Source organism: Brachybacterium epidermidis (genome assembly GCF_015209585.1).
GTDB lineage: Bacteria > Actinomycetota > Actinomycetes > Actinomycetales > Dermabacteraceae > Brachybacterium > Brachybacterium epidermidis.
In genome coordinates, this window is sequence record NZ_JADEYR010000001.1 from 132,019 (window position 1) to 157,774 (window position 25,756).

Sequence of the window (25,756 nt, forward strand, 5' to 3'; positions counted from 1 at the left end):
CCATGCCCGAGCAGATCACGCTGCGACAGGCGACGCTCGAGGACGTGGAGGCCATCGCCTTCGCCGAGCTGGAGCTGTTCCCCGGCGAGGCCTGGACCGTGTTCCAGCTGGCCGAGGAGATCGAGCACCCCGATCGTCGCTACGTGGTCGCCGAGGAACCCGGTCGGGCCGGTGAGCTGCTGGGGTACGCCGGAGTGATGCTGGCCGGCGACACCGCGGACCTGCACACCATCGGCTCCCTCCAGGAGCATCGCGGCATCGGGCAGGCGCTGCTGGGCTGGTGCGAGCAGGCCGCCCGGGCGGGCGGTGCCGAGCGGATCCTGCTGGAGGTGCGGGAGGACAACGGCCGCGCCCGCGCCTTCTACCGGCGCGCCGGCTACCAGGAGATCGGGCGCAGGCGCGGCTACTACCGGATCCGCGGGCGCAGCATCGACGCCCTGGTGATGCAGCGCGAGCTGAGCTGAACGCTCAGAGGTGGTCGCGGACCTTCTGGAACAGGTCCGGGTAGCGGGCATCCAGTCGTGCCGAACCGATCCGCACCCCCACCCACAGCACCACGATGCCGATGATCAGGCTGAGCAGGCCTGCGAGCCCCTGGATCAGCAGGCCCCCGCCCAGCACGCCCCAGGCGGCCAGCCCGATCGCCGGCAGCTGGGGCACGAACACGCCGAGGGAGGCCGCGCCCATCCCCAGGAACGCATTGGCGCTCGAGGCGGACTTGTCCTTCATCGGGTTCGTTCCCGGGGGCGAGGTGGGGTAGGGCAGCAGCACGCCCACCACCACGGAGACCCCCCAGCCGGTGAGCATCAGACCCAGCGTGCCCAGCACCATCATCGGGACCAGGTGCGCCATGCCGTACAGCAGGGGCACCAGCGCGGTCACCACGACCGCCGCCGGAGCCATGAGCACGGCGATCGCCGCGATGCGGCCCAGCAGGTTCGCGCGCGCGTCGAGCCCGGCGGTGATGTTCACCCAGCCTGCAGGGCCGTCGAAGCCGATCTCGTTCGAGAGCGAGATGCCCGTGAGACCGGCCATCAGCACGGCCATCACCAGCATCATCGGACGGGCCTCCTCCAGCACCAGACCCATCGCGGCCAGGAACACGAACACCAGCGGGTAGATGGCCACGGCGGCCAGGTACCGGGTGTCGCGCCGCCAGTAGCGCAGCGACCTTCCCATCACCGCCCCGAAAGGCGATGCGGTGGCCCATCGCGGCACCAGCGAGGTGACCTTCGCGGTGCCCGAGGAGGCGTCCCCGGTCAGTGCCGAGGTGAGGGAGCGGTCCAGGGAGCGTCGCCACCACCTCCACACCAGCACGATCGTCGCTGCGCCGATGAGGACGCGCAGCAGGGCTGCCAGCACCTGGCCCTCCGCGAGGTCCATCGGCACCGCGAACAGGGCACCGAACGGGGTCCACGCCAGCACCGTGACCGCGATCATGGTCCATTCGCGCACCAGGTCCATGTCCAGGCTCTCCAGGCCCTGCACCGACAGAGAGATACCGTAGACAGCGGCCAGGAACAGCATCATGGCCACCATGCCTCCCAGCTCCCGACCGCTGCGAGAGGAGGTGCGGGAGGCCGAGTGCGCGAACACCGCGCGCGGCAGCAGCAGGCACAGGGCGATGCCGGCCAGGTTGGCAGGGAGCAGCACGATCAGGGCGAGGGCCACCCACACAGCACCGGCGCCGAAGGCCAGCAGCCAGATCACCTCGAACACCGTCGCGATGCCCACGGCCACCACGGTCAGCAGGGTGGGCAGGCTCAGCGCGGCAGCGGCGAACATGCCCGGCTGCAGCTCCTTCGCCGACCGCGGGAACATGGCGAAGCGTCGCGGGTCCAGGGTGTCGTCCACCCCGAAGGCCAGCACGGGAATCAGCAGCCACGCGAGCACCGTGACCGCACCCAGGCCCCTGATGATGGTGGGGAACATGGTGCCCTCGCCGCTCCACAGCGTCAGCCCCAGGAACGTGAACACCAGTCCCACCAGGCCGCCGGTGGCGTACAGCACACCGATGATGGTGCCCACCAGCTTGCCGACGTTCTTGCGGTAGGAGCGCTTCCACAGCGCCCACTTCAGCTTCATCAGCAGCGGCACCAGCTGCCGCTGCTGGATGGAGCCGTGATCGACGGTCCCCGCGGCAGCGGTGGCGGCGGCAGGCGGGGTGCTCAGGACTCCAGCCACGACAGGCTCCCCTCGGCCACGGCCCCGCCGCCCACCATGTCGATGAAGGTCTGGACCAGGCTGCCTCCCCGGCGCACCTCGTCGAGGGTGCCCGCCGCGAGCAGCTCACCCTTGGCGATGATCGCCACGTGGGTGCACAGGCCCTCCACCAGCTCCATCACGTGGCTGGAGAGCACCACGGTGCCGCCGTTGCGCACGTAGTCGGTGAGGATCTTCCGGATCACCTGTGCGGAGACCGGGTCCACGGCCTCCAGCGGCTCGTCCAGCACCAGCAGGCGGGGCGCGTGGATCAGGGCGCTGGCCAGCAGGATCTTCTTGGTCATGCCGGCGGAGTAGTCCACCACCAGCTTGCCCTCCTCGCCTGCCAGGTCGAAGGCCGCCAGCAGGGAGTCGGTGCGCGTGGCGACGGTGTCGGCCTCCATCCCGCGGATCAGGCCCACATAGGTGAGGAGCTCACGGCCCGTGAGGCGGTCGAAGGTGCGAAGCCCGTCGGCCAGCACACCCAGGCCGGCCTTCGCGCGCTCGGGCTGCGCCCACATGTCCACCCCTGCCACGTGGGCGGTGCCGCCGTCGGGGCGCAGCATCCCGGTGGCCATCGACAGGGTGGTGGTCTTCCCGGCACCGTTGGGGCCGACGATGCCGTAGAAGGAGCCCCGCGGGACATCCAGGGAGATCCCGTGGACCACCTCGGTGCCGCTGAAGGACTTGCGCAGCCCGCGGATGGACAGCGCGGCCTCGGCGGTCACGGCCTGCTCGGGGGCCGGTGGCCGCGTGCGGAACGCGCCTGCGGCACCGGGATCGGGGGCGGTGGCAGTGGCGGGCGCCGGGGCGGGAGCGCTGCCGCCGGTCGGCGCGGGAGGGAGGATGCCGGTGGGACGGCGGGGAGGGCGAGGGCGCGGCGTCGGAGCTGTGCATGGGCCCACGGTATCGAGCACCACCGCTGAGGGACCTGGCCGGAGGGATGCGGCGGGCACGACCTTCGTCGAGGATGACCTCCTCGATCGTCGTGCGGGCCACGATCGTGAGGGCAGGCCGGGTACGCCCCACTAGAGTGGGCGCGGAGTCGATCGGCTTGCCGGAATGAAGGAGACCGCTGATGTCGAAGCTGCGCCCTGCGCCGCGCCCCCCTGGCCTGCCGCAGGAGGTGGACGAGATCCCCATCGGCGTGCGACGGGTCGCCGCCTGGTCATGGCGACTGATCATCGTCGTCGCGGCCATCGCCCTGGTGCTATGGGGTCTGCTGAAGATCACCACCATCGTGATCCCGGTGCTGATCGCGATCCTGCTGGCCGTGATGCTTCAGCCCGTGGTGCAGGTCCTCACCAGGTACACCTTCCTGGGGCGTGCGGCATCCAGCGGCATCGCGCTGATCGGTCTGCTGCTGGTCATCTCCGGGATGTTCACCCTGGCCGGTCGGCAGCTGATCGCCCAGTTCGCCGACATCCAGGCGAAGGCCGTCGACGGCTTCCAGGCGATCCTCGATTGGGCGCAGACCACCTTCCAGATCGATGACCCGATGATCAATTCGGCGATCAACGAGGGGATCACCCAGCTTCAGGAGAACGCCTCCCAGCTCGTCAGCAGTGCTCTGAGCACCGCCGCGGTGCTGGGCAACGTGGCGACCGGCATCGTGATCTGCCTGTTCACCCTGTTCTTCCTGCTCTCCAGCGGCACCGCGATCTGGCGCTGGGTGGTGGGGTTGCTGCCCCCGGACGCTCGCATCCCCACCCATGAGGCGTTCCGCCGCGGCTGGAAGGCCCTATCGGCGTATGTGCGCATCCAGATCCTGGTGGCCGCCGTGGACGCCGTGGGCATCGCGCTCGGCATGGTGGTGCTGGGCCTCGGCTCCTACGCGGTGCCGATCTGGCTGCTGGTGTTCCTGTTCAGCTTCATCCCCCTGGTCGGTGCCTTCGCCTCCGGCGCGATCGCCGTACTGCTGGTGCTGGTGCTGAACAACTGGGTATCGGCGCTGATCATGCTGGGCATCGTTCTGGCCGTCCAGCAGATCGAGGGCAACGTGCTGCAGCCGTTCCTGATGGGCAAGGCCGTGGAGATGCATCCGCTGGCCGTGTTCCTGGGCGTCGCCGCCGGTGCGATGCTTGCCGGCATCCCCGGGGCGCTGTTCGCGATCCCGCTGATCGCCTTCGTCAACGCCACGATGCTGTACGTGGTGGGGCGTGATCCCAGCCCCGAACTGGGGCTCGATGCTGGGGCCGAAGCCCACTTCCGGCAGCTCCGCCGCCGCACCGTGGCCTGAGAAGACCCGGCACGGCAGGGCTGCTGATCTGCTGCCGAAGCCAAGAAGAGGGCCCCTTCCCGGTCGATACCGGGAAGGGGCCCTCTTCTCAGCGCAGTGGCCACATGGCCGGGCGGTCAGCTCTTGTACGGCTTCGCCTTCAGGATCTCCACCGGGAAGGACTTGCCGTTGGGGGCGGTGTAGTCGATGGACTGGCCCACCGAGGCGCCGTTGATGGCGCCGCCCAGAGGCGAATCGGTCGAGTACACCTCGAGGTCGTCACCTTCGGCGATCTCACGGTTGCCCAGCAGGAACGTGCGCTCCTTGCCGGCCAGGGAGATGGTCACCACCATGCCCGGCTCGACCACGCCGTCGTCCTTGGGGGCCTCGCCCACCACGGCGTTCTTCAGCAGTCGCTGGAGATCGGCGATGCGCGCCTCCATCATGCCCTGCTGCTCGCGGGCAGCGTGGTAGCCGCCGTTCTCCTTGAGGTCGCCCTCGTCACGGGCCGCAGCGATGCGCTCCGCGATCTCGGTGCGCCCCGGGCCCTCGAGCTCCTCGAGCTCCTTGGCTAGGCGGTCGTACGCGTCCTGGGTGAGCCAGGCGCCATTCGGCTGGCTGCTCATGGGTTCACTCCTGTCGAAGTTCTGGTGCGCAATGGGACGACATGGCCCCCTACGCAAATACGGGGCACATGTGCGCATGCGCCCCGTGTGCGGGAAATGAAGAACCGGCACGAAGCCGGTTCCCAGACAGTTTACATGTGTGAGGGCAGTTTCCTGAACGCACAATGGTGCACGTCACGACATTGCAGGTCAGTGCGAGGCTCGCAGGGAGTGTCGGCGTGCTCCGCGTGCTCAGAGCTGTTCGCAGCCGAGCACCTCGGCCGATACTGCTTCGCCCTGGGTGGCGATCTCCACCCGGTGCGTGCTGCGGCGCTGCTCCTGGGCGGGGACCTCCACCTCGACGAAGCCCACCTGCGCACGTCCCTCGTTCATCGCCTGGACCGCGCACTCCGCCTCCGCTCCGGGGCGCATTGTGACCGCGAAGCTCACCGCGATGCGGTTCTCGTCCACGTGCTCATACGAGAGCAGTTCGGCCTTGACGGGTTGATCGGCGAAGCGGATCCCGATCAGCACCACCGTGGCCGCGAACACGATCGCGACCACGGCCACCATGATCCGGCCCAGGCGCGGGGACACGATGGGTGCGCCGTAGCGATCTGCCGGTCGGTTCTGGACTGCACTCATGCCAGCCAGTGTCCCAGACCGGCCTGGGGGAGGAGGGGTCGATGGTCGGCACCGCGGGAATGGTGCCGATGCCGCCGACGCCGCTTGCGCAGACGGTCCCGTGCTCGCCGCTGGGCGAGAGCAAATGGCGTAGGCTCAACCGATGGTCGGGGCCCTGTCCCTGGCGCCGTCCCCCGCTGACCTTGCCTGATCCGTCGAGGAGATCCGTGAACGTCGTACTGCCCGCCCCCGACGAGCCCCTGCGCATGGTGGCCGTCCACGCGCACCCCGACGACGAGTCGTCCAAGGGTGCCGGCAGCACCGCCCGCTACGCCCGCGAGGGTGTGGAGGTCACCGTGATCACCTGCACCGGTGGCGAGAGGGGCGACATCCTGAACCCCAAGCTGCTCGGTGACGCCGAGATCGCGGCACGCCTGCCTGAGGTGCGCCGCGAGGAGATGGCCAAGGCCCAGGCGATCCTCGGCGTGCAGCACGAATGGCTCGGCTTCGAGGACTCCGGGCTGCCCACCGGCGACCCGCTGCCGCCGCTGCCCGAGGGCTCCTTCGCCACCATCGAGGTCCAGGAGGCCGCCCGCCCCCTGGTCGAAGCGGTGCGGCGACTGCGCCCCCACGTGATGACCACCTACGACGAGAACGGCGGCTACCCGCACCCCGACCACATCCAGGTGCACCGCATCTCGATGGCCGCCTTCGAGCTGGCGGCGGATCCCGAGTTCGCCCCGGAGCTGGGGGAGCCATGGGCGATCGCCAAGCTCTACTACATCAACGCGTTCCACCGGCAGCGGTTCGCCGCGATCGCCCGGCACCTGCGTGAGGAGGGCCAGCCCAACGAGGAGCTGGAGGACATGCTGCTCCACTTCGACGAGCGCACCGATCGCCTGCTCACCACGCGCGTGGACGTGCGCGACTACCTCCAGGTGCGGGACGACGCCCTGCGGGCCCACGCCACCCAGGTGGATCCTGACGGTCCGTTCTTCCGCATCGCCCACGACGCGGACACCCGAGCCTGGGGCACCGACGACTACGAGCTGCGCATCTCCCGCATCGGCGTGGAGCTCCCGGAGACGGACCTGTTCGCGGGCCTGCGCCCTGCCCGGCCGGAGCAGCCCCACCATGAGGAGGGCGGCTGGCTCGACCTGGTGCGCACCGAGGGCCACGAGGCACCCTCCCGGGATGTCGGCGAGCAGGCCAGGACCGGTCGGTCCGCCGACGGCGAGGTGCGCTGATGTCCCCCGCCCTGGTGATCACCGAGCTGGTGCTGGCAGCCCCCACCCCTTCGGACGGCGAGGAGTTCACCCCGGTCTCCGTCTCCCCCGGCCTGCCCGGGTTCTTCGCCACCTTCGTGCTGGCGGCCCTGCTGGTGCTGCTGCTGGTGGACATGGCCCGGCGTGTGCGACGCGTGCAGGCCGCGGGCCGGGTGCGGGAGCGCTACGAGGCCCAGGAGCGGCGCGACAGGGCCGAGGAGCAGCGCGACGGGGCCGGTGCTGAGAGCCGGGAGGTCGATCCGGGAACGGACCCTGTCGACGGGACGCACACGGCAGGCGAGCGCGGAGCCGGGGAATCCGAGGACGATCCGCGGCCTCCGTCGGACCTGCGCTGACGGGCCCTTACGGGCTCTCAGAGCGCCGACAGTGCGACCGCCGCGAAGTGGCAGCCGAAGCCGACCAGCGTGCCGGCGTGGAAGATCTCGTGGAACCCGAACCACGCCGGTGAGGGATCGGGCCGCTTGAGGGCGTACACGATCGCACCAGCCGTGTAGGCGATGCCCCCGGCCACGAGCAGTGAGACCACGGCCCAGCCGCCGCCGGCCAGCATCTGCGGCATGTAGAACACCGCCACCCAGCCCAGTGCGATGTAGGCAGGCACGTAGAGCCAGCGCGGGGCCCCGGTCCAGAACAGCCGGAACAGCACCCCGACGGCGGCACCGCCCCAGCAGATCGTCAGCAGGGTCACCGCATCGCGCGTCTCCAGCAGGGAGATCGCCAGCGGCGTGTAGGTCCCCGCGATGATCAGGAAGATGTTGGCGTGGTCGAAGCGTCGCAGGATGATGGCGTGCTGCGGTGACCAGGTCCCGCGGTGGTACGTGGCACTGACCCCGAACAGCAGGGAGGCGGTCGCGATGAACACCGTGCAGGCCAGGCGGATGGCGAGGGTCTGTCCGAAGGCCACCAGCAGCAGGCCCGCGATCAGCACCGCCGGGAAGGCGATCAGGTGCAGCACGCCCCGCAGTCGAGGCTTGGGCAGCTGGAGGCCCAGCGTCGCGGCCCGGCGCGCCATGGCGCGGGTCAGGGTGCGCGGCGCGAAGGGGTAGCGATCGGCGGTGGGGATGTCCTCGTCGGTCACGGTGGCACCGGACTCGGCGACCGCGTCGACCGCCTCGCGGAGCGCCGGATCCTGGTCATGGTGCGGGAGGGTGATGGTGCTGGGCGCGACGCGGGTGCGCTCGTGCTGGGGTGCGTCGTCCGGACGCTCGCCGATGGTCATGGCGAAAGCGTAACCTACGGTTCCGTAACCGTCACGGCCTGGGCCGGCGGGGCGGCCACGCGCCCGCGGTGAGCTGTGCGGATCCGGGGAGGATCCTGGCACCGCACGCGAAAGCCGTCCACGACAGCCGATAATGGACAGCGCGGCCGCGATCCGGGCCGCACGATCGGTCGGCGGAAGGGGATGAGGCCGTGGTGGACGACGACTCCCTGCTCTATCGCGTGTACGAGCGCCGCCTCACCCGTGAGCTGGAGAACTACGAGCTGCCCCAGCACCTGGGCGTCATCGTGGACGGCAACCGGCGATGGGCCAAGGCCTCCGGAGCCACCACCGCCGAGGGCCACCGCATGGGCGCAGCGAAGATCGTCGAGTTCCTGACCTGGTGCGAGGACCTCCACATCCCGCTGGTCACCGTCTGGATGCTCTCGACCGACAACCTGTCGCGCCCGGCCGAGGAGCTCGGTGCGCTCTACGGGATCATCAAGGACACCGTCGAGCAGATCATCGACGCCGGCTACTGCGTGCGCCTCACCGGCAGTGCGGAGATGCTGCCCGAGGAGGTGCGCGGCGCCATCGGCCGGATCCAGCAGGATGCCGAGCCCGCTTCCCGCCTCACGGTGAACGTCGCCATCGGCTACGGCGGCCGCGAGGAGATCGTGGATGCGGTGCGCGAACTGGTGCGGGATCTGGGATCCCAGGGGATGGACCCAGAGCAGGTCGCGGCGGCCATCAGCGTCGACTCCATCACCGAGCACCTCTACACCCGCGGCCAGCCCGATCCCGACCTGATCATCCGCACCTCCGGGGAGCAGCGGCTCTCCGGCTTCCTGCTGTGGCAGTCGGTCCACTCCGAGTACTGGTTCTGCGAGACGTACTGGCCGGGCTTCCGCCGGGTGGACCTGCTGCGCGCCCTGCGCGACTTCTGCCGTCGCGAGCGCCGCTTCGGCAGCTAGGCCGGTGCCCCGAACCCCGGGTGCGCCGGCCCGCCGCACAGACGGTGGGGCCGGTCGGTCGTCGTTCCCATGGAGGGCGGGCACGTCACCCCGCCCGTCGAAGCCGGGACGGGGATGGGCGCGTCCCCCATGTGCTCCAGGTCACTGCGATGGCACCATGGAGGTCGCCGGGGTTCTGCCGAACTCCCGGTGACGATCGGGTGAACGTCCCACCCGCCCGCGGCGGGACGCGCCCGAGTGCGGGTGCCGACAGGGTTATGGTCCAGGCAACCGCGTGAACCCGGGAGGCTCCCATGGACGAGACCACCACAGCCCGCGAGACGATGCCCGCCGAGGGCGGCGTCGCAGATGCCGGCCCCGCAGAGCTCCGCACCGCGCGGGCCAGCACATCGGCGGAAGCGGCGCCCCGTCTGGGCGACGGCACGCCGGTGGTCCCCTCGCTGGTGCCCGGGGCGGCCCAGGAGGTGCTGCCTGACATCGAGACCGGGGTGATCACCTACGTGCTGGACACCTCGGTGCTGCTGGCCGATCCGCTCTCGCTCACCCGCTTCGCCGAGCACGACATCGTGCTGCCGATCGTGGTGGTCACCGAACTGGAGGCCAAGCGCCATCACCCCGACCTGGGGTACTTCGCCCGCCAGGCCCTGCGGATCCTCGACGACCTGCGCGAGCAGCACGGCAACCTCGCGGTGCCCCTGCCCATCGGCCAGGAGGGCGGGCGCGTGCACGTGGAGCTGAACCACCAGTCCACCTCTTCCCTGCCCGATGGGTTCCGCCTGGGCGACAACGACACGCGCATCCTCGCGGTCGCCAAGAATCTGCAGCTCGAGGGCAAGCACGTGGTGCTGGTCTCCAAGGATCTGCCGATGCGGATCAAGGCCTCCGCCTCCGGCATCCACGCCGAGGAGTACCGCGCAGAGCTCGCTCGCGACCGCGGCTACACCGGCATGATCGCTGCCTCCGTGGACGAGCAGGCCATGGCCGACCTCTACGACGGGGAACTGGTGGAGATCCCCGAGATCGCCCACCATCCCGTGCACACCGGGCTCACCATCACCAGCCCGCGCGGATCGGCCCTGGGTCGCCTCACCAAGGACAAGAAGGTGCGCCTGGTGCCCGGGGACCAGACGGTGTTCGGGGTGTCCGGTCGCTCCGCCGAGCAGCGGGTGGCGATCGACCTGCTGCTGGACGAGTCCGTGGGGATCGTGTCCCTGGGGGGCCGCGCCGGTACCGGCAAGAGCGCCCTGGCGCTGTGCACCGGTCTGGAAGCGGTCCTGGAGCGCCGCACGCAGCGCAGGATCATGGTGTTCCGGCCCCTGTTCGCGGTGGGCGGCCAGGAGCTCGGATACCTGCCCGGCGACCAGAGCGAGAAGATGGGGCCGTGGGGGCAGGCCGTGTTCGACACCCTGGGGTCGATGGTCTCCCAGAACGTGATCGACGAGGTCCTCTCCCGCGGGATGCTCGAGGTGCTGCCCCTGACCCACATCCGCGGCCGTTCCCTGCACGACGCCTTCGTGATCGTCGACGAGGCGCAGTCCCTTGAGCGCAACGTGCTGCTGACCATGCTCTCCCGCATCGGCCAGAACTCCCGCGTCGTGCTCACCCATGACATCGCCCAGCGCGACAACCTGCGGATCGGCCGCTACGACGGCATCGCCTCCGTGGTCGAGGCCCTCAAGGAGCACGAGCTGTTCGGCCACATCACCCTGCAGCGCTCCGAGCGGTCCAAGGTCGCCGAGCTGGTCACCCACGTGCTGGACGAGCCCGTGCTGTGATGCTGCTGTGATGCGCGGGATGATCGACCGGGAGACGGCCCGAGCAGCAGCAGTGCTGCCGCTCGGGCGCTGCGGAGAGCTCGAGCGCTGAGCCGACCGCCCCGCAGGCGGCCCCTTCGATCAGCCCTTCGGCTCGGTCATGGACAGCACGTCCAGGGCCGAATCCAGCTGCTCCTCGGTGAGCTCGCCGCGCTCGACGAAGCCCAGCGCGAGGGTGGCCTCGCGCACGGAGATCTGCTCGGCCACGGCGTGCTTGGCGATCTTCGCGGCGTTCTCGTAGCCGATCAGCTTGTTCAGCGGGGTGACGATCGAGGGGGAGGCCTCAGCGTAGAAGCGTGCCTTCTCCTCGTTGGCGACCAGGCCGTCAACGGTCTTGTCGGCCAGCACGAGGGAGGCGTTGGCCAGCAGACGGATCGACTCCAGCAGGCTGGTGCCCATCAGCGGGATCTGCACGTTCAGCTCGAAGGAGCCCTGGGCCCCGCCCCAGGCGACCGCCGCGTCGTTGCCGATCACCTTGGCGCACACCATCAGCACGGCCTCGGGGATCACCGGGTTCACCTTGCCGGGCATGATCGAGGAGCCGGGCTGCAGGTCGGGGATGGCGATCTCACCCAGGCCCGTGTTGGGGCCGGAGCCCATCCAGCGCAGGTCGTTGCAGATCTTGGTGATCGACACGGCGATGGTGCGCAGCGCACCGGACATCTCCACCAGGCCGTCGCGAGCGGACTGCGCCTCGAAGTGGTTGCGCGCCTCCGTCAGCGGCAGGCCCGTCTGCTCGGCGAGGTTGGCGATCACCTTCTGCGGGAATCCGGCCGGGGTGTTGATGCCCGTGCCCACGGCGGTGCCGCCCTGGGGGACCTCGGCGGTGCGCGGCAGGGCGGCCTCGACGCGCTCGATGCCGTAGCGCACGGCTGCCGCGTAGCCGCCGAACTCCTGCCCCAGGGTGACGGGGGTGGCGTCCATCAGGTGGGTGCGGCCGGCCTTGACGACGTGCTTCCACGCCTCGGCCTTGGTCTCCAGTGCCTCCGCCAGGTGAGCCAGAGCCGGCAGCAGCTTCTCTGTCACCGCAGCGGTCACCGCGACATGCACCGAGGTGGGGAACACGTCGTTGGAGGACTGCGAGGCGTTGACGTGGTCGTTGGGGTGCACGTCGATCCCGCCGGCGCGGCTGGCCAAGGTGGCCAGCACCTCGTTCATGTTCATGTTCGAGCTGGTGCCGGAACCGGTCTGGTACGTGTCCACCGGGAACTGGTCGTCGTGATCGCCCGCGATGACGGCATCGGCGGCGGTGACGATGGCGTCGGCGATCGCGGCATCCAGGACGCCCAGGTCCTTGTTGGCGCGGGCGGCGGCCTTCTTCACCTGGGCGAGGGCGTGGATGTGCGCGGGCTCGAGGCCCTGCCCCGAGATCGGGAAGTTCTCCACGGCGCGCTGGGTCTGGGCGCGGTACAGGGCGGAGGCGGGGACCCGCACCTCGCCCATGGTGTCGTGCTCGATGCGGTACTCGCCCTGGGTCGCGGGCGCGGTGGTGTTCTCGGACAAGGTCTCTCCCTCGGTGTGCGGTCGGCGGTGACGGGACGTGGTGGATCGGGGTCAGATCTCGGGGTCAGGAAGCAGGGTAGGCGTGAGCGCTGCCGCGGCGGGCCGGGGGCGCGGATCAGGTCAGCTCGTGGCTCCACGGCGGGTTGGCCCCGGAGCGGGAGACCGTCACGGCGGCCAGCCTCGCGGCGCGGCGCAGCACCCCGGCGACGTCGTCCGACGGCATCGCCGCGATCGCCTCACGGCGATCGGCTCCGAGCAGTCGCTTGTCGGCCAGGGCGTCGAGGATGCCCGCGCTGAAGGTGTCGCCGGCACCGACGGTGTCGACCACCTCCACACGCGGCGGGGCGACCTGCACCCGGCCGGAGTCGCTGAAGCCCACTGCGCCCTCTCCGCCGCGGGTGAGGACGGTCAGTCCGGGTCCGCTGCGCCGCCACGAGGCCACGACGTCCTCCACGTCCTCGGTGTCGTACAGCCAGGCCACGTCCTCGTCGGAGGACTTCACCACGTCGGCGCGGGCGATGATCGCCTCGATCCGCTCGCGGGCCTCGGCCGCATCACCCATCAGGGTGGGGCGGGCATTGGGGTCGTAGCTGATGGTGGCCTGCCCGCGGTAGCGGTCCAGCACCTGGGCGACGGTGGCGGCGCCGGGGTGGAGCACGGCGGCGATGGAGGAGGTGTGCACGGCGGTGATGCCGTCGGGCAGTCCGGATGGGTCTGGGTCCCAGGTCAGGTCGAAGGTGTAGGTGGCCGCCCCGCTGGCATCCAGCTGGGCTTCGGCGGTGGAGGTGGCGGCGCCGGTGATGCTGCCCGGGGTGAGCTCCACGCCGGACTCGGCGAGGTGGGCGCGGATCGCCTCGCCGCGCGCGTCGCTGCCGATGCGGGTGAGCAGGTGGGACGTGTAGCCCAGGCGTCCCAGCGCCACTGCCACGTTCATGGGGGAGCCGCCCGGGTGCTCAACCCGATGGCCGTCCCCGTGGACGACGATATCGGTGAGGGCTTCTCCGAGGGTGAGGAATGTCGCGGTCACCGTGCGATCATCGCAGGTTTCGTGGGGTGGGGCGAATGCGCGGCGGCATCGGGGGCGGCGCCGCAGACGGTGTGCCCCAGGACCCGGCGGAGCGGCGGCGCGGTTGCGGGGACAATGGGACCATGCATGCCCCGGACGACACCCCCGCGCCCCGGCCGACCTCGCCGTACTCCCGGCTCACCAAGCAGAACACCTCCCTGCGCAACATCGTGTGGGCACTCGGGCTCACCATGGCGATCGTGATCGTCGTGGGCTTCGCCTTCTTCGGTGCGGGGGATGACTCCTCCCCTGAGCCGCTGCCCAACTCCGGGCTGGACGTCGCGGCCAGCGCGGAGCGAGCCCAGGGGACCGCCCCGTACCCGGTCGCCGTACCGGAGGTGGGCGCGGAGTGGGCCGAGCGCTCCGCGCGCTACTCCGGCAGCCAGGAGCGCTGGGAGATCCGCTACTCCTCGCCGCAGGGGCACCTGGTGGCACTGGTGCAGGTCCCGGAGGTCTCCGCCCCCGTGCTCTCGGCGAGCCTGCCCGGGGCGTCGGTGCAGGAGGAGCGCGAGATCGCGGGCGTTCCCTGCCAGGTGGTCACCGGCGGCTCCGATGACGAGCCCCGCACGGGGCTGTCCTGCCAGGGCGAGGACTGGGGCCTGCTCGTGCACGGCGGGGCGGAGATCGCAGAGCTCGAGGAGCTGGCCGAGGCGGCGATCACCTCGATCGGGTGAACCGGTCTCGACCAGTCTGCGGCGGACCGGCCAGCAGTGGAGCGGCCCGCCATGGGTTCACCCGTCGGACGGATCGTCCGTCCGCCGGGCCGCCACGGCCTGGTCCAGGCGCTCCCGTGCGCCGTCGAGCCACTGCTGGCAGCGGCGGGCGAGCATCTCGCCCCGCTCCCACAGGCCAATGGAGTCCTCCAGCCCGCCCTGCCCGCTCTCCAGTCGCCGCACCACCTCGGTGAGCTGGTCCCGGGCCGCCGCGTAGCTGAGCTCGGCGATGTCCGAGGGCAGCGGCTGCGGGTCGTCGCTGGGCTGCACCGCAGGCGCGGTGGTCGCGGTGGCTTCGGCGGGGGAGTCGGCGGAATCGGTGGGCTTGCTGGGGCGCGGGGTCATGGGGTCTCCGTTCGGGTGAGGGCGGATTCTCGGGCCGGCGGGGCGATCGAGGGCGAGGGCCGGCGACGGCGGGGTCGAGGTGGATGTGTCAGGGGGTGGGCGGCGGCTGGTACGGATCGTCCTCGGTGCGGCGCACCCCGAAGCGACCGGCGGCCACACGCACGGACAGTGCCTGATCCACCGCCGCCTGCTGCGGGTCCCGCACCACGGTGCCCTGGGCGTCCTGCACCACCGCGTAGCCGCGCTCCAGGGTGGCCAGGGGGCTGAGTGCCCGTACCTGCCTGCGCAGGTGGCCGACCTCGTCCCGGGCCCGGTCCAGACGGGATCCCACCAGGGTGCGGGCCAGGCTGATGCGTGCGCGGATCTCATCGGCCCGGCCCGCCAGGATCGTCGAGGGGTTCTCCAGCACCGGACGGGAGCGGATCGCATCCAGGGTGGACTGTTCGCGCTCCAGGCGACTGCGCACCGCGGTGCGCAGTCGGGACCGGGACATGGTGAGCTGCTCGAGCTCGGCCTGGATGTCGGGTACCACGCGCTTGGCGGCATCGGTGGGGGTGGAGGCGCGCACATCTGCCACCAGGTCGATCAGGGGGGTGTCCACCTCGTGGCCGATCGCGGAGACGATCGGTGTGGTGGACGCCGCCACCAGGCGCACCAGCTGCTCGTCGGAGAACGGCAGCAGGTCCTCCAGCGAGCCGCCGCCGCGGGAGACGATGATGACCTCGACCTCCGGGAGGGAGTCGAGCTCCCGCAGCGCAGCGGAGACCTCCCGCACCGCCTTGGGGCCCTGCACGGCGACCTCCCGGATCGCGAACTCCACCGCGGGCCAGCGCCGCCGGGCGTTGACCACCACGTCCCGCTCCGCAGCGGATTCACGACCGCAGATCAGCCCCACGGTGCGCGGCAGGAACGGCAGCGGCTGCTTGCGAGAGGCGGCGAACAGGCCCTCCGCGGCCAGCACGCGCTTGAGCTGCTCCAGGCGGGCCAGCAGTTCGCCCAGCCCCACCGGGCGGATGTCGTCGGCCTCCAGCTGGAGGCTGCCGCGCCGGGTCCAGAACGTGGGCTTGGCGTGCACCACCACGCGCGCGCCCGGCACGGGCTCCATGGGCAGGGCCCGCAGCACGTGCTCACGGATCGGCACCGAGAAGGACATGTCCACCTCGATGTCCCTCAGGGTCATGAACGACAGCCCCGACCCCGGGCGCCTGTTGAGCTGGACGATCTCGCCCTCCACCCACAGCGGGGACATGCGCGCCACGTACTCGCCCACCTTCACTGACAGCTGGCGCAGCGGCCAGGGATTCTCCGCGGTGGTCTGCGCGGCGGTGGGCGCCAGGGTGCGGTGCTCCGCAGCGGCGACATCGCCCGGGGAGTGCTCAGTCATGGAGCCCACTCTGGCACGAGGGTGCGACAGTCCGGCACGCCGACGCGACCCGGGGGAGATCCAACCGGCGGGGAGGAACCTGGGGCCTGAGCTGAGGAGCAGCAGCCGTGGCAAGGCCCTGTTGCCCCGAGCTGCATGAGCAGTGTTCGTCAGGAGATACCACGGCGCGTGTGGAGGGATGGTGAGGCATGCCCCAGCACCGTGCCCTCCCGGGTGTCGGTTCCCTACGATGGAGCGGTGAGCACCGGAACCGTGTACCTGGCCGAACCGCGCGGATACTGCGCTGGCGTCGATCGCGCCGTCGTCGCCGTCGAGCGCGCCCTGGAGCACTACGACGAGACCGTCTACGTGCGCCACGAGATCGTCCACAACAAGTTCGTGGTGGACAGCCTGCGCGCCAAGGGCGCCGTGTTCGTCGACGAGGTCGACGAGATCCCCGAGGGGTCCCTGGTGATCTTCTCCGCCCACGGCATCTCCCCGAAGGTGCGCGAGATGGCCGAGCAGCGCAACCTCCGCACCATCGACGCCACCTGCCCACTGGTGACCAAGGTGCACAAGGAGGCGGTGCGCTTCGCACGCGAGGACTACGACATCCTGCTGGTGGGCCACGAGGGCCACGAGGAGGTCGAGGGCACCGCCGGGGAGGCCCCCGACCATGTCCAGATCGTCAACTCGCCCGATGACGTGGTCAACGTGACCGTGCGCGACCCCGAGAAGGTCGTGTGGCTCTCGCAGACCACCCTCAGCGTTGACGAGACCATGGAGACCGTGGACCGGCTTCGCGAGCGGTTCCCCACCCTGCAGTCCCCGCCCAGCGACGACATCTGCTACGCCACCCAGAACCGTCAGGTCGCGGTCAAGAAGATCGCCCCGCAGTCGGACCTGGTGCTGGTGGTCGGTTCCCCGAACTCCTCCAACTCCGTGCGTCTGATGGAGGTGGCCAAGGAGGCCGGCGCCAAGGCCTCCCACCGCATCGACTCCGTGGCCGAGCTGCGTGAGGAGTGGTTCGAGGGAGTGGAGACCGTGGGCGTGACCTCCGGTGCCTCCGTGCCCGACGTGCTGGTCCAGCAGCTGCTGGCCGAGCTCGCCGAGCGCGGCTACGGCGATGTGAAGCCGGTGCGCACCGCCACCGAGGACCTCATGTTCTCCCTGCCGCGCGAGCTGCGCCAGGAGATGAAGGCGCGCGGCGTCAACGATCGCCGCTCCCGCCCCACGGGTGAACGCGCCACCGCCGAGTCCGGGTCCCTGGGAGCCAACCCCTCCCAGCCCTCCGGGAAGGTGCAGGACGTCCGCGAGAACCCGGAACAGGGTGCCGGACTGGGCTGACGAACAGGCCGATCACCCGGAATGATGGCCGGGTGAGCTCACCCATGCCGCTTGGTCCCGCTCCTGCTCCGGCCACCATCCCGGGCGCACAGCCGTCCAAAGACGCGGATGCACCGCGGGTGCGCCCCTCGCGCTGGCGTCACGCGGTGCCCGGGTCCACGGCGATGGCCTCCGCGCTGCTCACGGCGCTGGTGGCGGCACTGGTGGTGATGGCAGGCCCCGCATCCCCGGCCCTCGCCGAGGGCTACAACACCGGCCGCACCGCCCCGTCGATGCTGGTGTTCGACGCCTCCGGCTCCATGCGCGCGGAGGACGTGGACGGTCGCAGCCGCATGGACGTGGCCAAGGAGGCCGTCTCGGGCCTGGTGCCGATGCTGCCCGACGACGCCGCCGTGGGGCTGATGACCTACGGCAACTCGGACCCGCAGACGGCCAGCAGTCAAGAAGCAGGCTGCCAGGACGTCAAGCTTCTGGTGGAGGCCGACGGCCTGGACCGGGAACGACTGCTGCAGGAGATCGACGGGGTGCAGCCCTCCGGCTACACCCCCATCGGTCTCTCCCTGCGGAAGGCCACCGAGGCGCTGCCCGAGGCGGAGATGCGTTCGATCGTGCTGGTCTCCGATGGCATCGACGAGTGCGGGGGACCGCCCCCGTGCGAGGTCGCAGGGGAACTCGCTCAGCAGCACCCGGAGATGCGCATCCACACCATCGGGTTCAAGGCCGAGCAGGCAGCCCGGGACGAGCTGGCCTGCATCGCCGAGGCCACCGGTGGCACCTTCGCCGACGCCACCGACGCCGAGACGTTGCGCGATGAGCTGCTGGTCAAGATGACCCGTGCGATCCAGGGCTACTCCTCCGCGGGCAGCCCGATCACCGGCGGGACCAGCCTCGAAGAGGCCGTGGACCTGGTGCCCGGCTCCTACCTGGACGTGCTCGAGCACGGCAGCCCCGCGATCGACGACGGAGAGGGTCACTCCCGCTACTACCGGTTGCAGATCGCACCTGGCGAGATCGCCCACGTGGCGGCCACCATGGTGCTGCCCGGGGGCGACGGCGCCACGAACAAGCTCGCCCAGCTCCAGCTGCGCACCTTCGCCCCCGACGGCACCGACTGCCGCATCGGGAATCTCGATGCCCGGGCCGAGGCCGATCTGGGTGACGGGCCGATCACGGCCTCCATCGCCACCCCGCGGATGGGGCAGACCGAGAAGCTCTCCTGCTTCGGAGCGGATGCCGATGGCACGGTGATCCTGCAGGTGGAGCGCACCGGCAACCCGTCGCAGGACCAGGCGATCCCCGTGGAGGTGCAGTTCTTCGCCGAGGAGGAGGTGGACCCCTCGGGGCTGCCGCCGGCGGTGAAATGGCCGCGCCAGATCGACCCGCTGCCCGTCCCCACGAACGGACAGCAGGTGCAGCCGGCCTTCTCCTTCGCCTCGGCGGTGCACGCGGGCAGTGGCCCCCTGCGCGGCACCATCATCCCTGGTGAGGTGCAGTTCTTCCGGGTGCCCGTGCACTACGGACAGCAGGTGCGCACAGCCCTCGTGCTGGGCGAGTTCGAGCCCCCGCCGGGCATGGACCTGACTCTGCACGCCACGCTCATCTCGCCCCTGCGCGAGGACGTGTACTCGATGGTCTCGCCCGATGGCGATGCGGATTCCGGCGGCCACTCGGCGGCGGCGGAGCCGGGCCTGCAGGTACAGCTCAACCAGGCCACGGCCGTGCAGTTCAAGAACCGGGAACAGGGAGGAACCGAAGCCCGCAGCTCCTACCTGGCCGGCGACTACTACCTGCAGCTGACGATGGTCCCCTCCCGGTACGACGGTGACCGGCTGTTCGAGGTGCCCTACACGATCGACATCGACGCTGCGGGCGAGGCTGCTGAGGGGCCGGAGCTGGACGGTCAGGGCGCGGCCTCCGCGCAGGACCGCACCGCGGCCGACCCGGGCCAGGTGCCTGCAGCGTCCAACGGGGGCGGTTCGGACGGGGGAGGCGAAGGGCCCGGCGACATCGAGGACGGGCCATCAGAGCAGAGCGGCGGTGGGTGGTCCTTGCCACCGCTGGCCTGGGCACTCATCGCCGGAACCGCGGGAGGCATCGTGGTGGCGGTCGCCGCCATCGCCGCTGTGGCGCTGGTGAGGCGCGGCCGCTGAGCGTGATGCGCCTGCCAACGGCGTCGCGCCCGCCAGGACCGCCGCAGGGCAGGTCCGGACGGGCGCGAGGCCACGGCCCAGCCGGGTCTCAGGCGGTGGCCGCTGCGTCCTGCGGGACGTGCTCCTGACCGTCGCGATCGGAGATGCGGCGACGGATCACCTGGAGCACCACCACGACGGCCGCCATGACCATGCCGACCGCGGAGACCGGTATCGACGGGTACACCATGAGCACGCCGGCGATGATCAGGACCACCTGTTCCCAGGCCCGGGTGCGGACTACCAGGTGACCGGCCAGTGCCGCGGCGATCGCCGTCATACCCAGGATCACGGTCACGAGGGCCGGCACCAGCTCGCCGATCGTGCCCTCGAGCAGCAGGGCAGGTTCCAGCACGAACACGAAGGGGATCAGGAACCCGGCGATGGCGAGCCTGAGCGCGGTCACGCCCGTGCGCAGCGGATTGGAGCCGGCGATGCCGGATCCGGCATACGCGGCCAGGCACACCGGTGGGGTGATGTCCGCGAGGATCCCGAAGAAGAACACGAACATGTGAGCCGAGATCAGCGGGACCTCGAAGTTGTTGTACAGGATCGGTGCCGCCACCGTGGCGGTGACCACGTAGTTGGCGGTGGTGGGCAGGCCCATGCCCAGCACCAGGCAGGCGATCATCGTCAGCAGCAGCACCAGCATGAAGTTGTCCTGGGCAACGTCGATGAGGCTGTTGCCCAGGCGGCCACCCAGGCCGGTGCCGGTCACGGTGCCTGCCACGATGCCGGCGGTGGCGCAGGCCGCGATCACCGGGAGGGCGGTGCGGGCGCCCTCCTCGAGGGTCTTCACTATCCCCTTGAAGGAGAGACGGGTGGACTTGCGCAGGGAGCTCAGCGCGAAGGCCACACCCACGCCCCACAGGGCTGAGCGCGCGGGGGGGAAGCCCGAGAGCATCATCCACACGATCACGATCAGTGGCAGCAGCAGGTCGATCCGCGTCAGCAGGCTCTTCCAGCTGGGCAGCTCCGAACGCAGCAGCCCCTTGATCCCGTGCCGCTTCGCCTCGAAGTGCACGGAGAGGAAGGCCCCCAGGAAGTACAGGACCGCCGGAATGATCGCGATGATGATGATCTCGCTGTACGGGATGCCCGTGTACTCGGCCATGATGAACGCAGCAGCGCCCATGATCGGGGGCATCAGCTGCCCGCCGGTGGAGGCTGTCGCCTCTGCCGCGCCGGCGAAGTGGGGGCGGAACCCGGCCTTCTTCATGATCGGGATGGTGAAGGAGCCCGAAGCGACCGTGTTGGCCACCGAGGAGCCGGAGATCATGCCCTGCAGACCGCTCGCCGCGACAGCCGCCTTGGCCGGACCACCGGTGAAACGCCCGGTGAGGCGGAACGCGAGGTCGTTGAAGAACGCGCCGATGTTGGTGTGGATCAACACCACCGCGAACAGCAGGAACAGGAAGATGAACGTGGAGGACACCTGGATCGGGGTGCCGAACACCCCTGAACGCGCGGTGAAGTACGTCTTGCCCGCGAAGTCCTGCCAGGACTGGCCTGCCCCGAAGATCCCATAGGCGATCGCGCACAGCGCGATGATCACGATCGGCAGGCCCACGCAGCGTCGGGTGGCCCCCAGGGTCAGCAGGATGCCCAGCACCGCCACCGCGTAGTCGATGCTGCGGAACCCCATGATCTGGACCAGGTTGCTGGTCAGGTGCGAGTACTCCACGACGATGAACAGGTTCACCGCCAGTCCCAGCAGTGCCAGTACGGCGTCGTACCAGGGGATGCCGCCCTTCGGGCGGGTGAGGTGCTTCCCCGCCGGGTACAGCAGGAAGATGATCGAGGTGGCCGCGCCCAGGTGGATCGCGCCCTGGATCAGTGAGGTGCGCGAGCCGAACACGCCGGTGTACAGGTGGAACAGCGTCAAGGCGACGGACAGGCCGCCCACCACCCATGCCCACCAGCCCAGGTCGGTGCGGAAGCGGCTGGCGGTGTCGTGCTCGCGCAGCACCTCCTGCGCGTGCTCCTCGCCGTCGTGCAGCGACTCACCGTCGTGCAGCTGCGTGATGAGGTTCTGCGTGCCGCCTCCCTCAGGAGGGGTGACGGGATCCTGCGCGGTGGGCGCGCCCGGCATGCTCGTGTCCTCGGGGATCGCCCCCGCCGACGAGTCGTCGTCGGCGGGACGCGATCCCGTCCTCTTTCCTGCCGGGGTCATCTCAGAGCAGCCCCTGCTCCTCGTAGTACTTCTCCGCGCCCGGGTGGAGGGGGACCTCGCCCTGGCCGAACAGCGCGTAGTCGTGACTGATCAGGTCGCCCTGAGGCAGGGTGATCGTCTCGGCGTGCTCGAAGGTGGCCTTGGTGATCTCGTAGGCGAGATCAGGGCTGATCTGGGTGGTGGAGCCCACCAGTGCGGCGGCCACGGACAGTGTGGTGACCGGCTCGGTGAGGAAGTCGTAGGCGTCCGGTTCGATGGTGTAGACCTCGTACAGGCTCTCGTCGGCCACGCTCTGGGCGGTGGACTCGTCCATGGAGACCAGCTTGACGTCGTTGGTGGCGGCCAGGTCCCCCAGAGAGCCGGTGGGGGTGCCCACCACGAAGATCGACGCCTCGATGTTGCCGTCCCGCAGCAGGTTCAGAGAGCTGGCGAAGTCCTGCTCGAAGGGCTCGTAGTCACCCTCACCGATGTCATTGGCGGCCAGGATCGCGTCGGAGACGTTGCGGGTGCCGGAGCCGACGTCGCCCACGGCGATGCGCTTGCCCTTGAGATCCGCGACGGTCTCGATGCCGGTGCCCGCGAGGGTCACGATGTGGGCGGCCTCCGGGTAGAGGGCCGCGATCCAGCCCAGGTTGTCCACCTGGGCGCCCTCGAACTCGCCCTCGCCGGCGACGGCGGCGTTGGCGGTGTCGGACTGGGAGATGCCCAGCTGCCACTCGCCCTGGAAGATCTTGCCGATGTTCTCCACCGAGGCGCCGGAGTCGGTGTAGTTCACGGTGATGCCGTCGATGTTGTTCTCGTAGATGGAGGCGTACTCACCGCCCAACGGGTAGTACACACCGCCGGTGCCGCCGGTGCCGAAGGTGAGGTCGGTGACGAAGTCCTCCTCACCGCCCCGCCGCCCCGTTGCCGGTGCCGCCCCCGCCGCCTTCGTCGTTGCCGCAGGCGGCGAGCAGTCCCAGGGCGGCCACAGGCCCCAGTGCAGTGAAGGTCCGTCGTGCGATCCTCATCGGTGTTCTCCTCGGTGAGTGGTTCGTCGTTCGGTCGATGGGTGCGGAAGCATCCCCAGGCCCGCCGGTGCCGACGGCGTCGTCGACCCCGCGGATGTTCGGTCGATCACATCATGCCCTACTGCCCGGTCGAGGCCCTTGACCGCTTTGTGGATGTAACGGTTCGGCCTCAGTGCGCCTGCCCGCACCACGCACCTACGTTGGCCGCTATCGGCGGTGGCGGCCCGACGGGCGCACAGCACATCTGCGGGGGCTTCCCGGCATGCGCGAAAGGGGCGCCGGCACGATCGTGCTGATCTCCTCGGCGGCGGGATGGCGACCGGCGCCGGCGGCGGGCGTCGCCTACAGCGCCACCAAGACGGCGCCGGGCCCGGAGGGGGAGCATCCCCGTCGCTGCCCCCGGATCACACCGCCTCCCGGCCCTGAGCGCCCGTTCGCCGTCGGCTACCGCCGGCGAGATCGGCGATCTCGGCATCGTCAAGGGTGCGGGCACGGCGCTCGAGCTGCTCGACATCCTCCAGCCGCGTGCCTGGAAGCCCCAGGTCCTCGAACCGGCGGGCGGTGACCATCACCCGTGACTGCAGGGACCCCACCGCGTCGTTGAACGCGGCGACGGAGGAGTCCAAGGAGCGGCCCACCTTCCCCAGGTGGGTGGTGAAGGTGCCCAGACGATGGTGCAGCTCACGACCGGCCTCCAGCACCTCGCGGGCGTCCCGGTTCAGGGCCTCGGTGCGCCACGTGTGGGCGACGGTGCGCAGCAGCGCCACCAAGGTGGCGGGGGAGGCGATCACTACGTCCTTGCCGAAGGCGTCGTCCAGCAGGGCTGGGTCCGTCTCCAGGGCGGCAGCGAGCACACCGTCGCTGGGCACGAACAGCACCGTGAACTCCGGGGTGTCGCCGAGGGCCTTCCAGTAGGCCTTGGAGGCGATCACGCCCACGTGGTGGCGCAGGGCCTTGGCGTGGGCGGTGCGGCGGGCTGCGGCACGGGCCGGATCCTGCTCCTCGACGGCGTCGAGATAGGCGTCCATGGGGGCCTTCGCATCGACCACCAGGGTGCGCCCTGCGGATAGGTGCACCACCAGGTCCGGTCGCTGCCCCTTGTCGCCATCGGCCCGGGTGCCGGCCAGCTGCTCGGTGAAGTCCACGTGCTCGAGCATCCCGGCGGCCTCGACGATGCGTCGCAGCTGCACCTCGCCCCATCGGCCCCGTGCCGTCGGTGCCCGCAGCGCTGCGGTCAGCGCCGTGGTGCCGCTCTCCAAGGACTGCGCGCGCTCGGCCAGTTGGCCCAGGTGGGCACGCAGGGCGCCCTCGGCATCGATCCGGGCGGCCTCGGAGCGGGCCAGGGACCGCTCCAGGTGGGACAGGGTGGCGGTGATCGGTGCCAGGGTGCGCTGCAGCTCGGCCTCGCGCTCCTCCTCCGCGGCGTCGCGGCGGGCCGCATCACGTTCGAAGCGCTCATCGGCCAGGCGCAGCAGTTGCCCGGAGGTCTCGGCCCCGGCGCGCAGCCGCTCCTCCTGGCGGAGGGTGCGCTCACGCAGCAGCAGCCAGGTGATCGCTGCGCCCAGCGCCGCGCCCAGGGCCAGGCCCAGCAGGAGCATCTGTGTTCCGCTCATGGGACCAGCACACCACGGGGGTGCGACGAACCAGCCGAGGCGCGGCTGAGAGCTCGTGAGCTCGAGGCTGTCGGCCGGGGCTGAGGTGCACTGCGGGACAACTGGAGAAGCCCGGAGGAGATGCCGCGCACGATCACCGCCCGATCCCGGGTGGGGGAGGCGAGGCCCCCCGTAGAATCATCTCCCGTGGCTCTCACTATCGGAATCGTTGGACTGCCCAACGTCGGCAAGTCCACCCTGTTCAACGCCCTGACCCGCGCCGAGGTGCTCGCGGCGAACTACCCGTTCGCGACCATCGACCCCAACGTGGGGATGGTGCCCCTGCCTGATCCGCGCCTGGCCCAGCTGGCCACCGTGTTCGGCAGCGAGAAGCTGGTGCCGGCCACCGTGTCCTTCGTGGACATCGCCGGCATCGTCAAGGGCGCCAGCGAGGGCGAGGGCCTGGGCAACAAGTTCCTTGCGAACATTCGTGAGGCCGACGCGATCTGCCAGGTCACCCGCGCGTTCTCCGACCCCGACGTGACCCGCGTGGCCGGCAGCACCGACGCCGCCGGCGACATGGAGACCATCGCCACCGAGCTGATCCTGGCGGACCTGCAGACCATCGAGAACTCGATGCAGCGCCTGGAGAAGGAGACCAAGCGCGGCCTGCTCGAGCCCAGCGTGCTGGAGAACGTCACCGAGGCCAAGGAGCTACTGGAGAGCGGCCGGACCCTCTACCAGGGCGCCCAGGCCGCAGGCATCGACGTCGCCGAACTGCGCGAGCTGCAGCTGATGACCGCCAAGCCCTTCATCTACGTGTTCAACACCGACGAGGAGGGCCTCGCCGACACGGCCATGCAGCAGCAGCTGCGCGAGCTGGTGGCTCCCGCCGAGGCGATCTTCCTGGATGCCAAGTTCGAGGCCGAGCTGATCGAGCTGGACGCCGAGGAGGCCGCCGAGATGCTGGAGTCCACCGGCCAGGAGGAATCCGGACTGGACCAGCTGGCTCGCGTCGGCTTCGACACCCTGGGCCTGCAGACCTATCTCACCGCCGGGCCCAAGGAGGCCCGCGCCTGGACCATCCCCAAGGGCGCCACCGCCCCCCAGGCCGCCGGAGTGATCCACACCGATTTCGAGCGCGGCTTCATCAAGGCCGAGATCATCTCCTTCGACCAGCTGATGGAGGCCGGCTCCAAGAACGAGGCCAAGGCCAAGGGCTGGGTGCGCATGGAGGGCAAGGACTACGTCATGGCCGACGGAGACGTGGTGGAGTTCCGTACAGGGATTCCGTCTGGGAGCAAGAAGTAAGCGCTAGTTCGCATCGGTGCGGGCGAGGAGGGCACACCATTGTCGAGACTGACGGAGCTGCTGCGGCAGGCGCGCAAGGCTGATCCGCAACTCGGTGCTGATCTGGAGGCAGAGATTACCGCGCTCACTAACCTCGAGTTTTCATAGCGGTGTGGTCTCGATGGGTGGGAGGCATAGAGAAAGGTGCTCCTGGCCTGGGATGATACGGGGTGTTGAAGCTCGT

22 protein-coding genes are annotated in these 25,756 nt (G+C 70.3%); 10 read left to right on the plus strand and 12 right to left on the minus strand.

Translation table 11 applies throughout. The features are described from left to right. Positions 1-2: 2 nt before the first annotated feature. A complete protein-coding gene (locus tag IOE58_RS00640; RefSeq protein ID WP_193864486.1) occupies positions 3-464 on the plus strand; it encodes a GNAT family N-acetyltransferase in 462 nt (153 codons plus the stop codon). A gap of 4 nt (positions 465-468) precedes the next feature. Here the strand turns inward: IOE58_RS00640 and IOE58_RS00645 are convergent, their stop codons facing one another. Beyond that, positions 469-2,184, minus strand: a complete 1,716-nt coding sequence (locus tag IOE58_RS00645) for a hypothetical protein (RefSeq protein ID WP_193864488.1) — start codon at positions 2,182-2,184, stop codon at positions 469-471. Then, positions 2,169-3,050 (minus strand): ABC transporter ATP-binding protein, encoded by an 882-nt coding sequence (locus IOE58_RS00650; protein ID WP_431831686.1) that lies wholly within the window; start codon positions 3,048-3,050, stop codon positions 2,169-2,171. The genes IOE58_RS00645 and IOE58_RS00650 overlap by 16 nt, the downstream gene beginning before the upstream one ends. Before the next feature lie 230 nt (positions 3,051-3,280). Between IOE58_RS00650 and IOE58_RS00655 the strand changes: the two genes are divergently transcribed. Beyond that, positions 3,281-4,441 (plus strand): AI-2E family transporter, encoded by a 1,161-nt coding sequence (locus IOE58_RS00655; RefSeq protein ID WP_193864490.1) that lies wholly within the window; start codon positions 3,281-3,283, stop codon positions 4,439-4,441. A 116-nt stretch (positions 4,442-4,557) separates the two neighbouring features. On the opposite strand, the gene greA is transcribed toward IOE58_RS00655, so the two are convergent. Both greA and IOE58_RS00665 read right to left on the minus strand, forming a co-directional pair. Further along, positions 4,558-5,046: a transcription elongation factor GreA gene (gene greA, locus IOE58_RS00660; protein WP_193864491.1), complete on the minus strand. Its 489-nt coding sequence runs from the start codon at positions 5,044-5,046 to the stop codon at positions 4,558-4,560. A 231-nt stretch (positions 5,047-5,277) separates the two neighbouring features. Then, positions 5,278-5,670: a DUF4307 domain-containing protein gene (locus IOE58_RS00665; protein ID WP_193864492.1), complete on the minus strand. Its 393-nt coding sequence runs from the start codon at positions 5,668-5,670 to the stop codon at positions 5,278-5,280. Between the two features lie 206 nt (positions 5,671-5,876). Between IOE58_RS00665 and mca the strand changes: the two genes are divergently transcribed. Together mca and IOE58_RS00675 are read left to right on the plus strand one after the other, a co-directional pair. Then, on the plus strand, positions 5,877-6,896 hold the full coding sequence (mca, locus tag IOE58_RS00670) for a mycothiol conjugate amidase Mca (protein WP_193864500.1): 1,020 nt from the start codon (positions 5,877-5,879) through the stop codon (positions 6,894-6,896). After that, positions 6,896-7,270, plus strand: coding sequence for a hypothetical protein (locus tag IOE58_RS00675; protein WP_193864501.1), 375 nt, complete (start codon positions 6,896-6,898; stop codon positions 7,268-7,270). Before mca ends, IOE58_RS00675 begins: the two co-directional genes overlap by 1 nt. A 17-nt stretch (positions 7,271-7,287) precedes the next feature. Here IOE58_RS00675 and trhA read toward each other — a convergent pair whose 3' ends face one another. Next, a complete protein-coding gene (trhA, locus tag IOE58_RS00680) occupies positions 7,288-8,154 on the minus strand; it encodes a PAQR family membrane homeostasis protein TrhA (protein ID WP_193864503.1) in 867 nt (288 codons plus the stop codon). A 191-nt stretch (positions 8,155-8,345) separates the two neighbouring features. Between trhA and IOE58_RS00685 the strand changes: the two genes are divergently transcribed. Together IOE58_RS00685 and IOE58_RS00690 are read left to right on the plus strand one after the other, a co-directional pair. After that, positions 8,346-9,107, plus strand: coding sequence for an isoprenyl transferase (locus IOE58_RS00685; protein WP_193864505.1), 762 nt, complete (start codon positions 8,346-8,348; stop codon positions 9,105-9,107). Positions 9,108-9,400: 293 nt separating this feature from the next. Continuing rightward, positions 9,401-10,882: an RNA 5'-3' helicase PhoH2 gene (locus IOE58_RS00690; protein WP_228018425.1), complete on the plus strand. Its 1,482-nt coding sequence runs from the start codon at positions 9,401-9,403 to the stop codon at positions 10,880-10,882. Between the two features lie 120 nt (positions 10,883-11,002). Here IOE58_RS00690 and IOE58_RS00695 read toward each other — a convergent pair whose 3' ends face one another. Both IOE58_RS00695 and IOE58_RS00700 read right to left on the minus strand, forming a co-directional pair. Next, the gene (locus tag IOE58_RS00695) at positions 11,003-12,424 is read right to left on the minus strand and encodes a class II fumarate hydratase (RefSeq protein WP_193864507.1); all 1,422 of its coding nucleotides are present in this window, start codon (positions 12,422-12,424) and stop codon (positions 11,003-11,005) included. A gap of 115 nt (positions 12,425-12,539) precedes the next feature. Next, positions 12,540-13,451, minus strand: coding sequence for a PfkB family carbohydrate kinase (locus IOE58_RS00700; protein ID WP_193864508.1), 912 nt, complete (start codon positions 13,449-13,451; stop codon positions 12,540-12,542). Positions 13,452-13,573: 122 nt separating this feature from the next. Between IOE58_RS00700 and IOE58_RS00705 the strand changes: the two genes are divergently transcribed. Further along, on the plus strand, positions 13,574-14,164 hold the full coding sequence (locus IOE58_RS00705; protein ID WP_193864510.1) for a DUF4245 family protein: 591 nt from the start codon (positions 13,574-13,576) through the stop codon (positions 14,162-14,164). 57 nt (positions 14,165-14,221) lie between these two features. On the opposite strand, the gene IOE58_RS00710 is transcribed toward IOE58_RS00705, so the two are convergent. After that, entirely contained in the window at positions 14,222-14,548 is a 327-nt protein-coding gene (locus IOE58_RS00710) for an exodeoxyribonuclease VII small subunit (RefSeq protein WP_193864511.1), read from the minus strand. A gap of 88 nt (positions 14,549-14,636) precedes the next feature. Next, positions 14,637-15,932 carry an exodeoxyribonuclease VII large subunit gene (xseA, locus tag IOE58_RS00715; RefSeq protein ID WP_193864513.1) on the minus strand — a complete coding sequence of 432 codons (1,296 nt, stop codon included), beginning with the start codon at positions 15,930-15,932 and terminating at the stop codon, positions 14,637-14,639. Between the two features lie 237 nt (positions 15,933-16,169). Between xseA and IOE58_RS00720 the strand changes: the two genes are divergently transcribed. Next, positions 16,170-17,258, plus strand: coding sequence for a 4-hydroxy-3-methylbut-2-enyl diphosphate reductase (locus IOE58_RS00720; RefSeq protein ID WP_193864514.1), 1,089 nt, complete (start codon positions 16,170-16,172; stop codon positions 17,256-17,258). A 146-nt stretch (positions 17,259-17,404) separates the two neighbouring features. Further along, entirely contained in the window at positions 17,405-19,408 is a 2,004-nt protein-coding gene (locus IOE58_RS00725) for a vWA domain-containing protein (RefSeq protein ID WP_348981824.1), read from the plus strand. Between the two features lie 88 nt (positions 19,409-19,496). Here the strand turns inward: IOE58_RS00725 and IOE58_RS00730 are convergent, their stop codons facing one another. The 3 genes from IOE58_RS00730 to IOE58_RS00740 all read right to left on the minus strand — a co-directional run bounded on the left by IOE58_RS00730 (position 19,497) and on the right by IOE58_RS00740 (position 24,243). Continuing rightward, positions 19,497-21,539 carry a TRAP transporter permease gene (locus IOE58_RS00730; RefSeq protein WP_228018427.1) on the minus strand — a complete coding sequence of 681 codons (2,043 nt, stop codon included), beginning with the start codon at positions 21,537-21,539 and terminating at the stop codon, positions 19,497-19,499. 82 nt (positions 21,540-21,621) lie between these two features. Further along, on the minus strand, positions 21,622-22,605 hold the full coding sequence (locus IOE58_RS00735) for a TAXI family TRAP transporter solute-binding subunit (protein ID WP_431831687.1): 984 nt from the start codon (positions 22,603-22,605) through the stop codon (positions 21,622-21,624). A gap of 429 nt (positions 22,606-23,034) precedes the next feature. Further along, on the minus strand, positions 23,035-24,243 hold the full coding sequence (locus tag IOE58_RS00740) for a DNA recombination protein RmuC (RefSeq protein ID WP_228018429.1): 1,209 nt from the start codon (positions 24,241-24,243) through the stop codon (positions 23,035-23,037). A 186-nt stretch (positions 24,244-24,429) separates the two neighbouring features. Between IOE58_RS00740 and ychF the strand changes: the two genes are divergently transcribed. Next, positions 24,430-25,533, plus strand: coding sequence for a redox-regulated ATPase YchF (ychF, locus tag IOE58_RS00745; RefSeq protein WP_193864517.1), 1,104 nt, complete (start codon positions 24,430-24,432; stop codon positions 25,531-25,533). Positions 25,534-25,756: the final 223 nt, after the last annotated feature.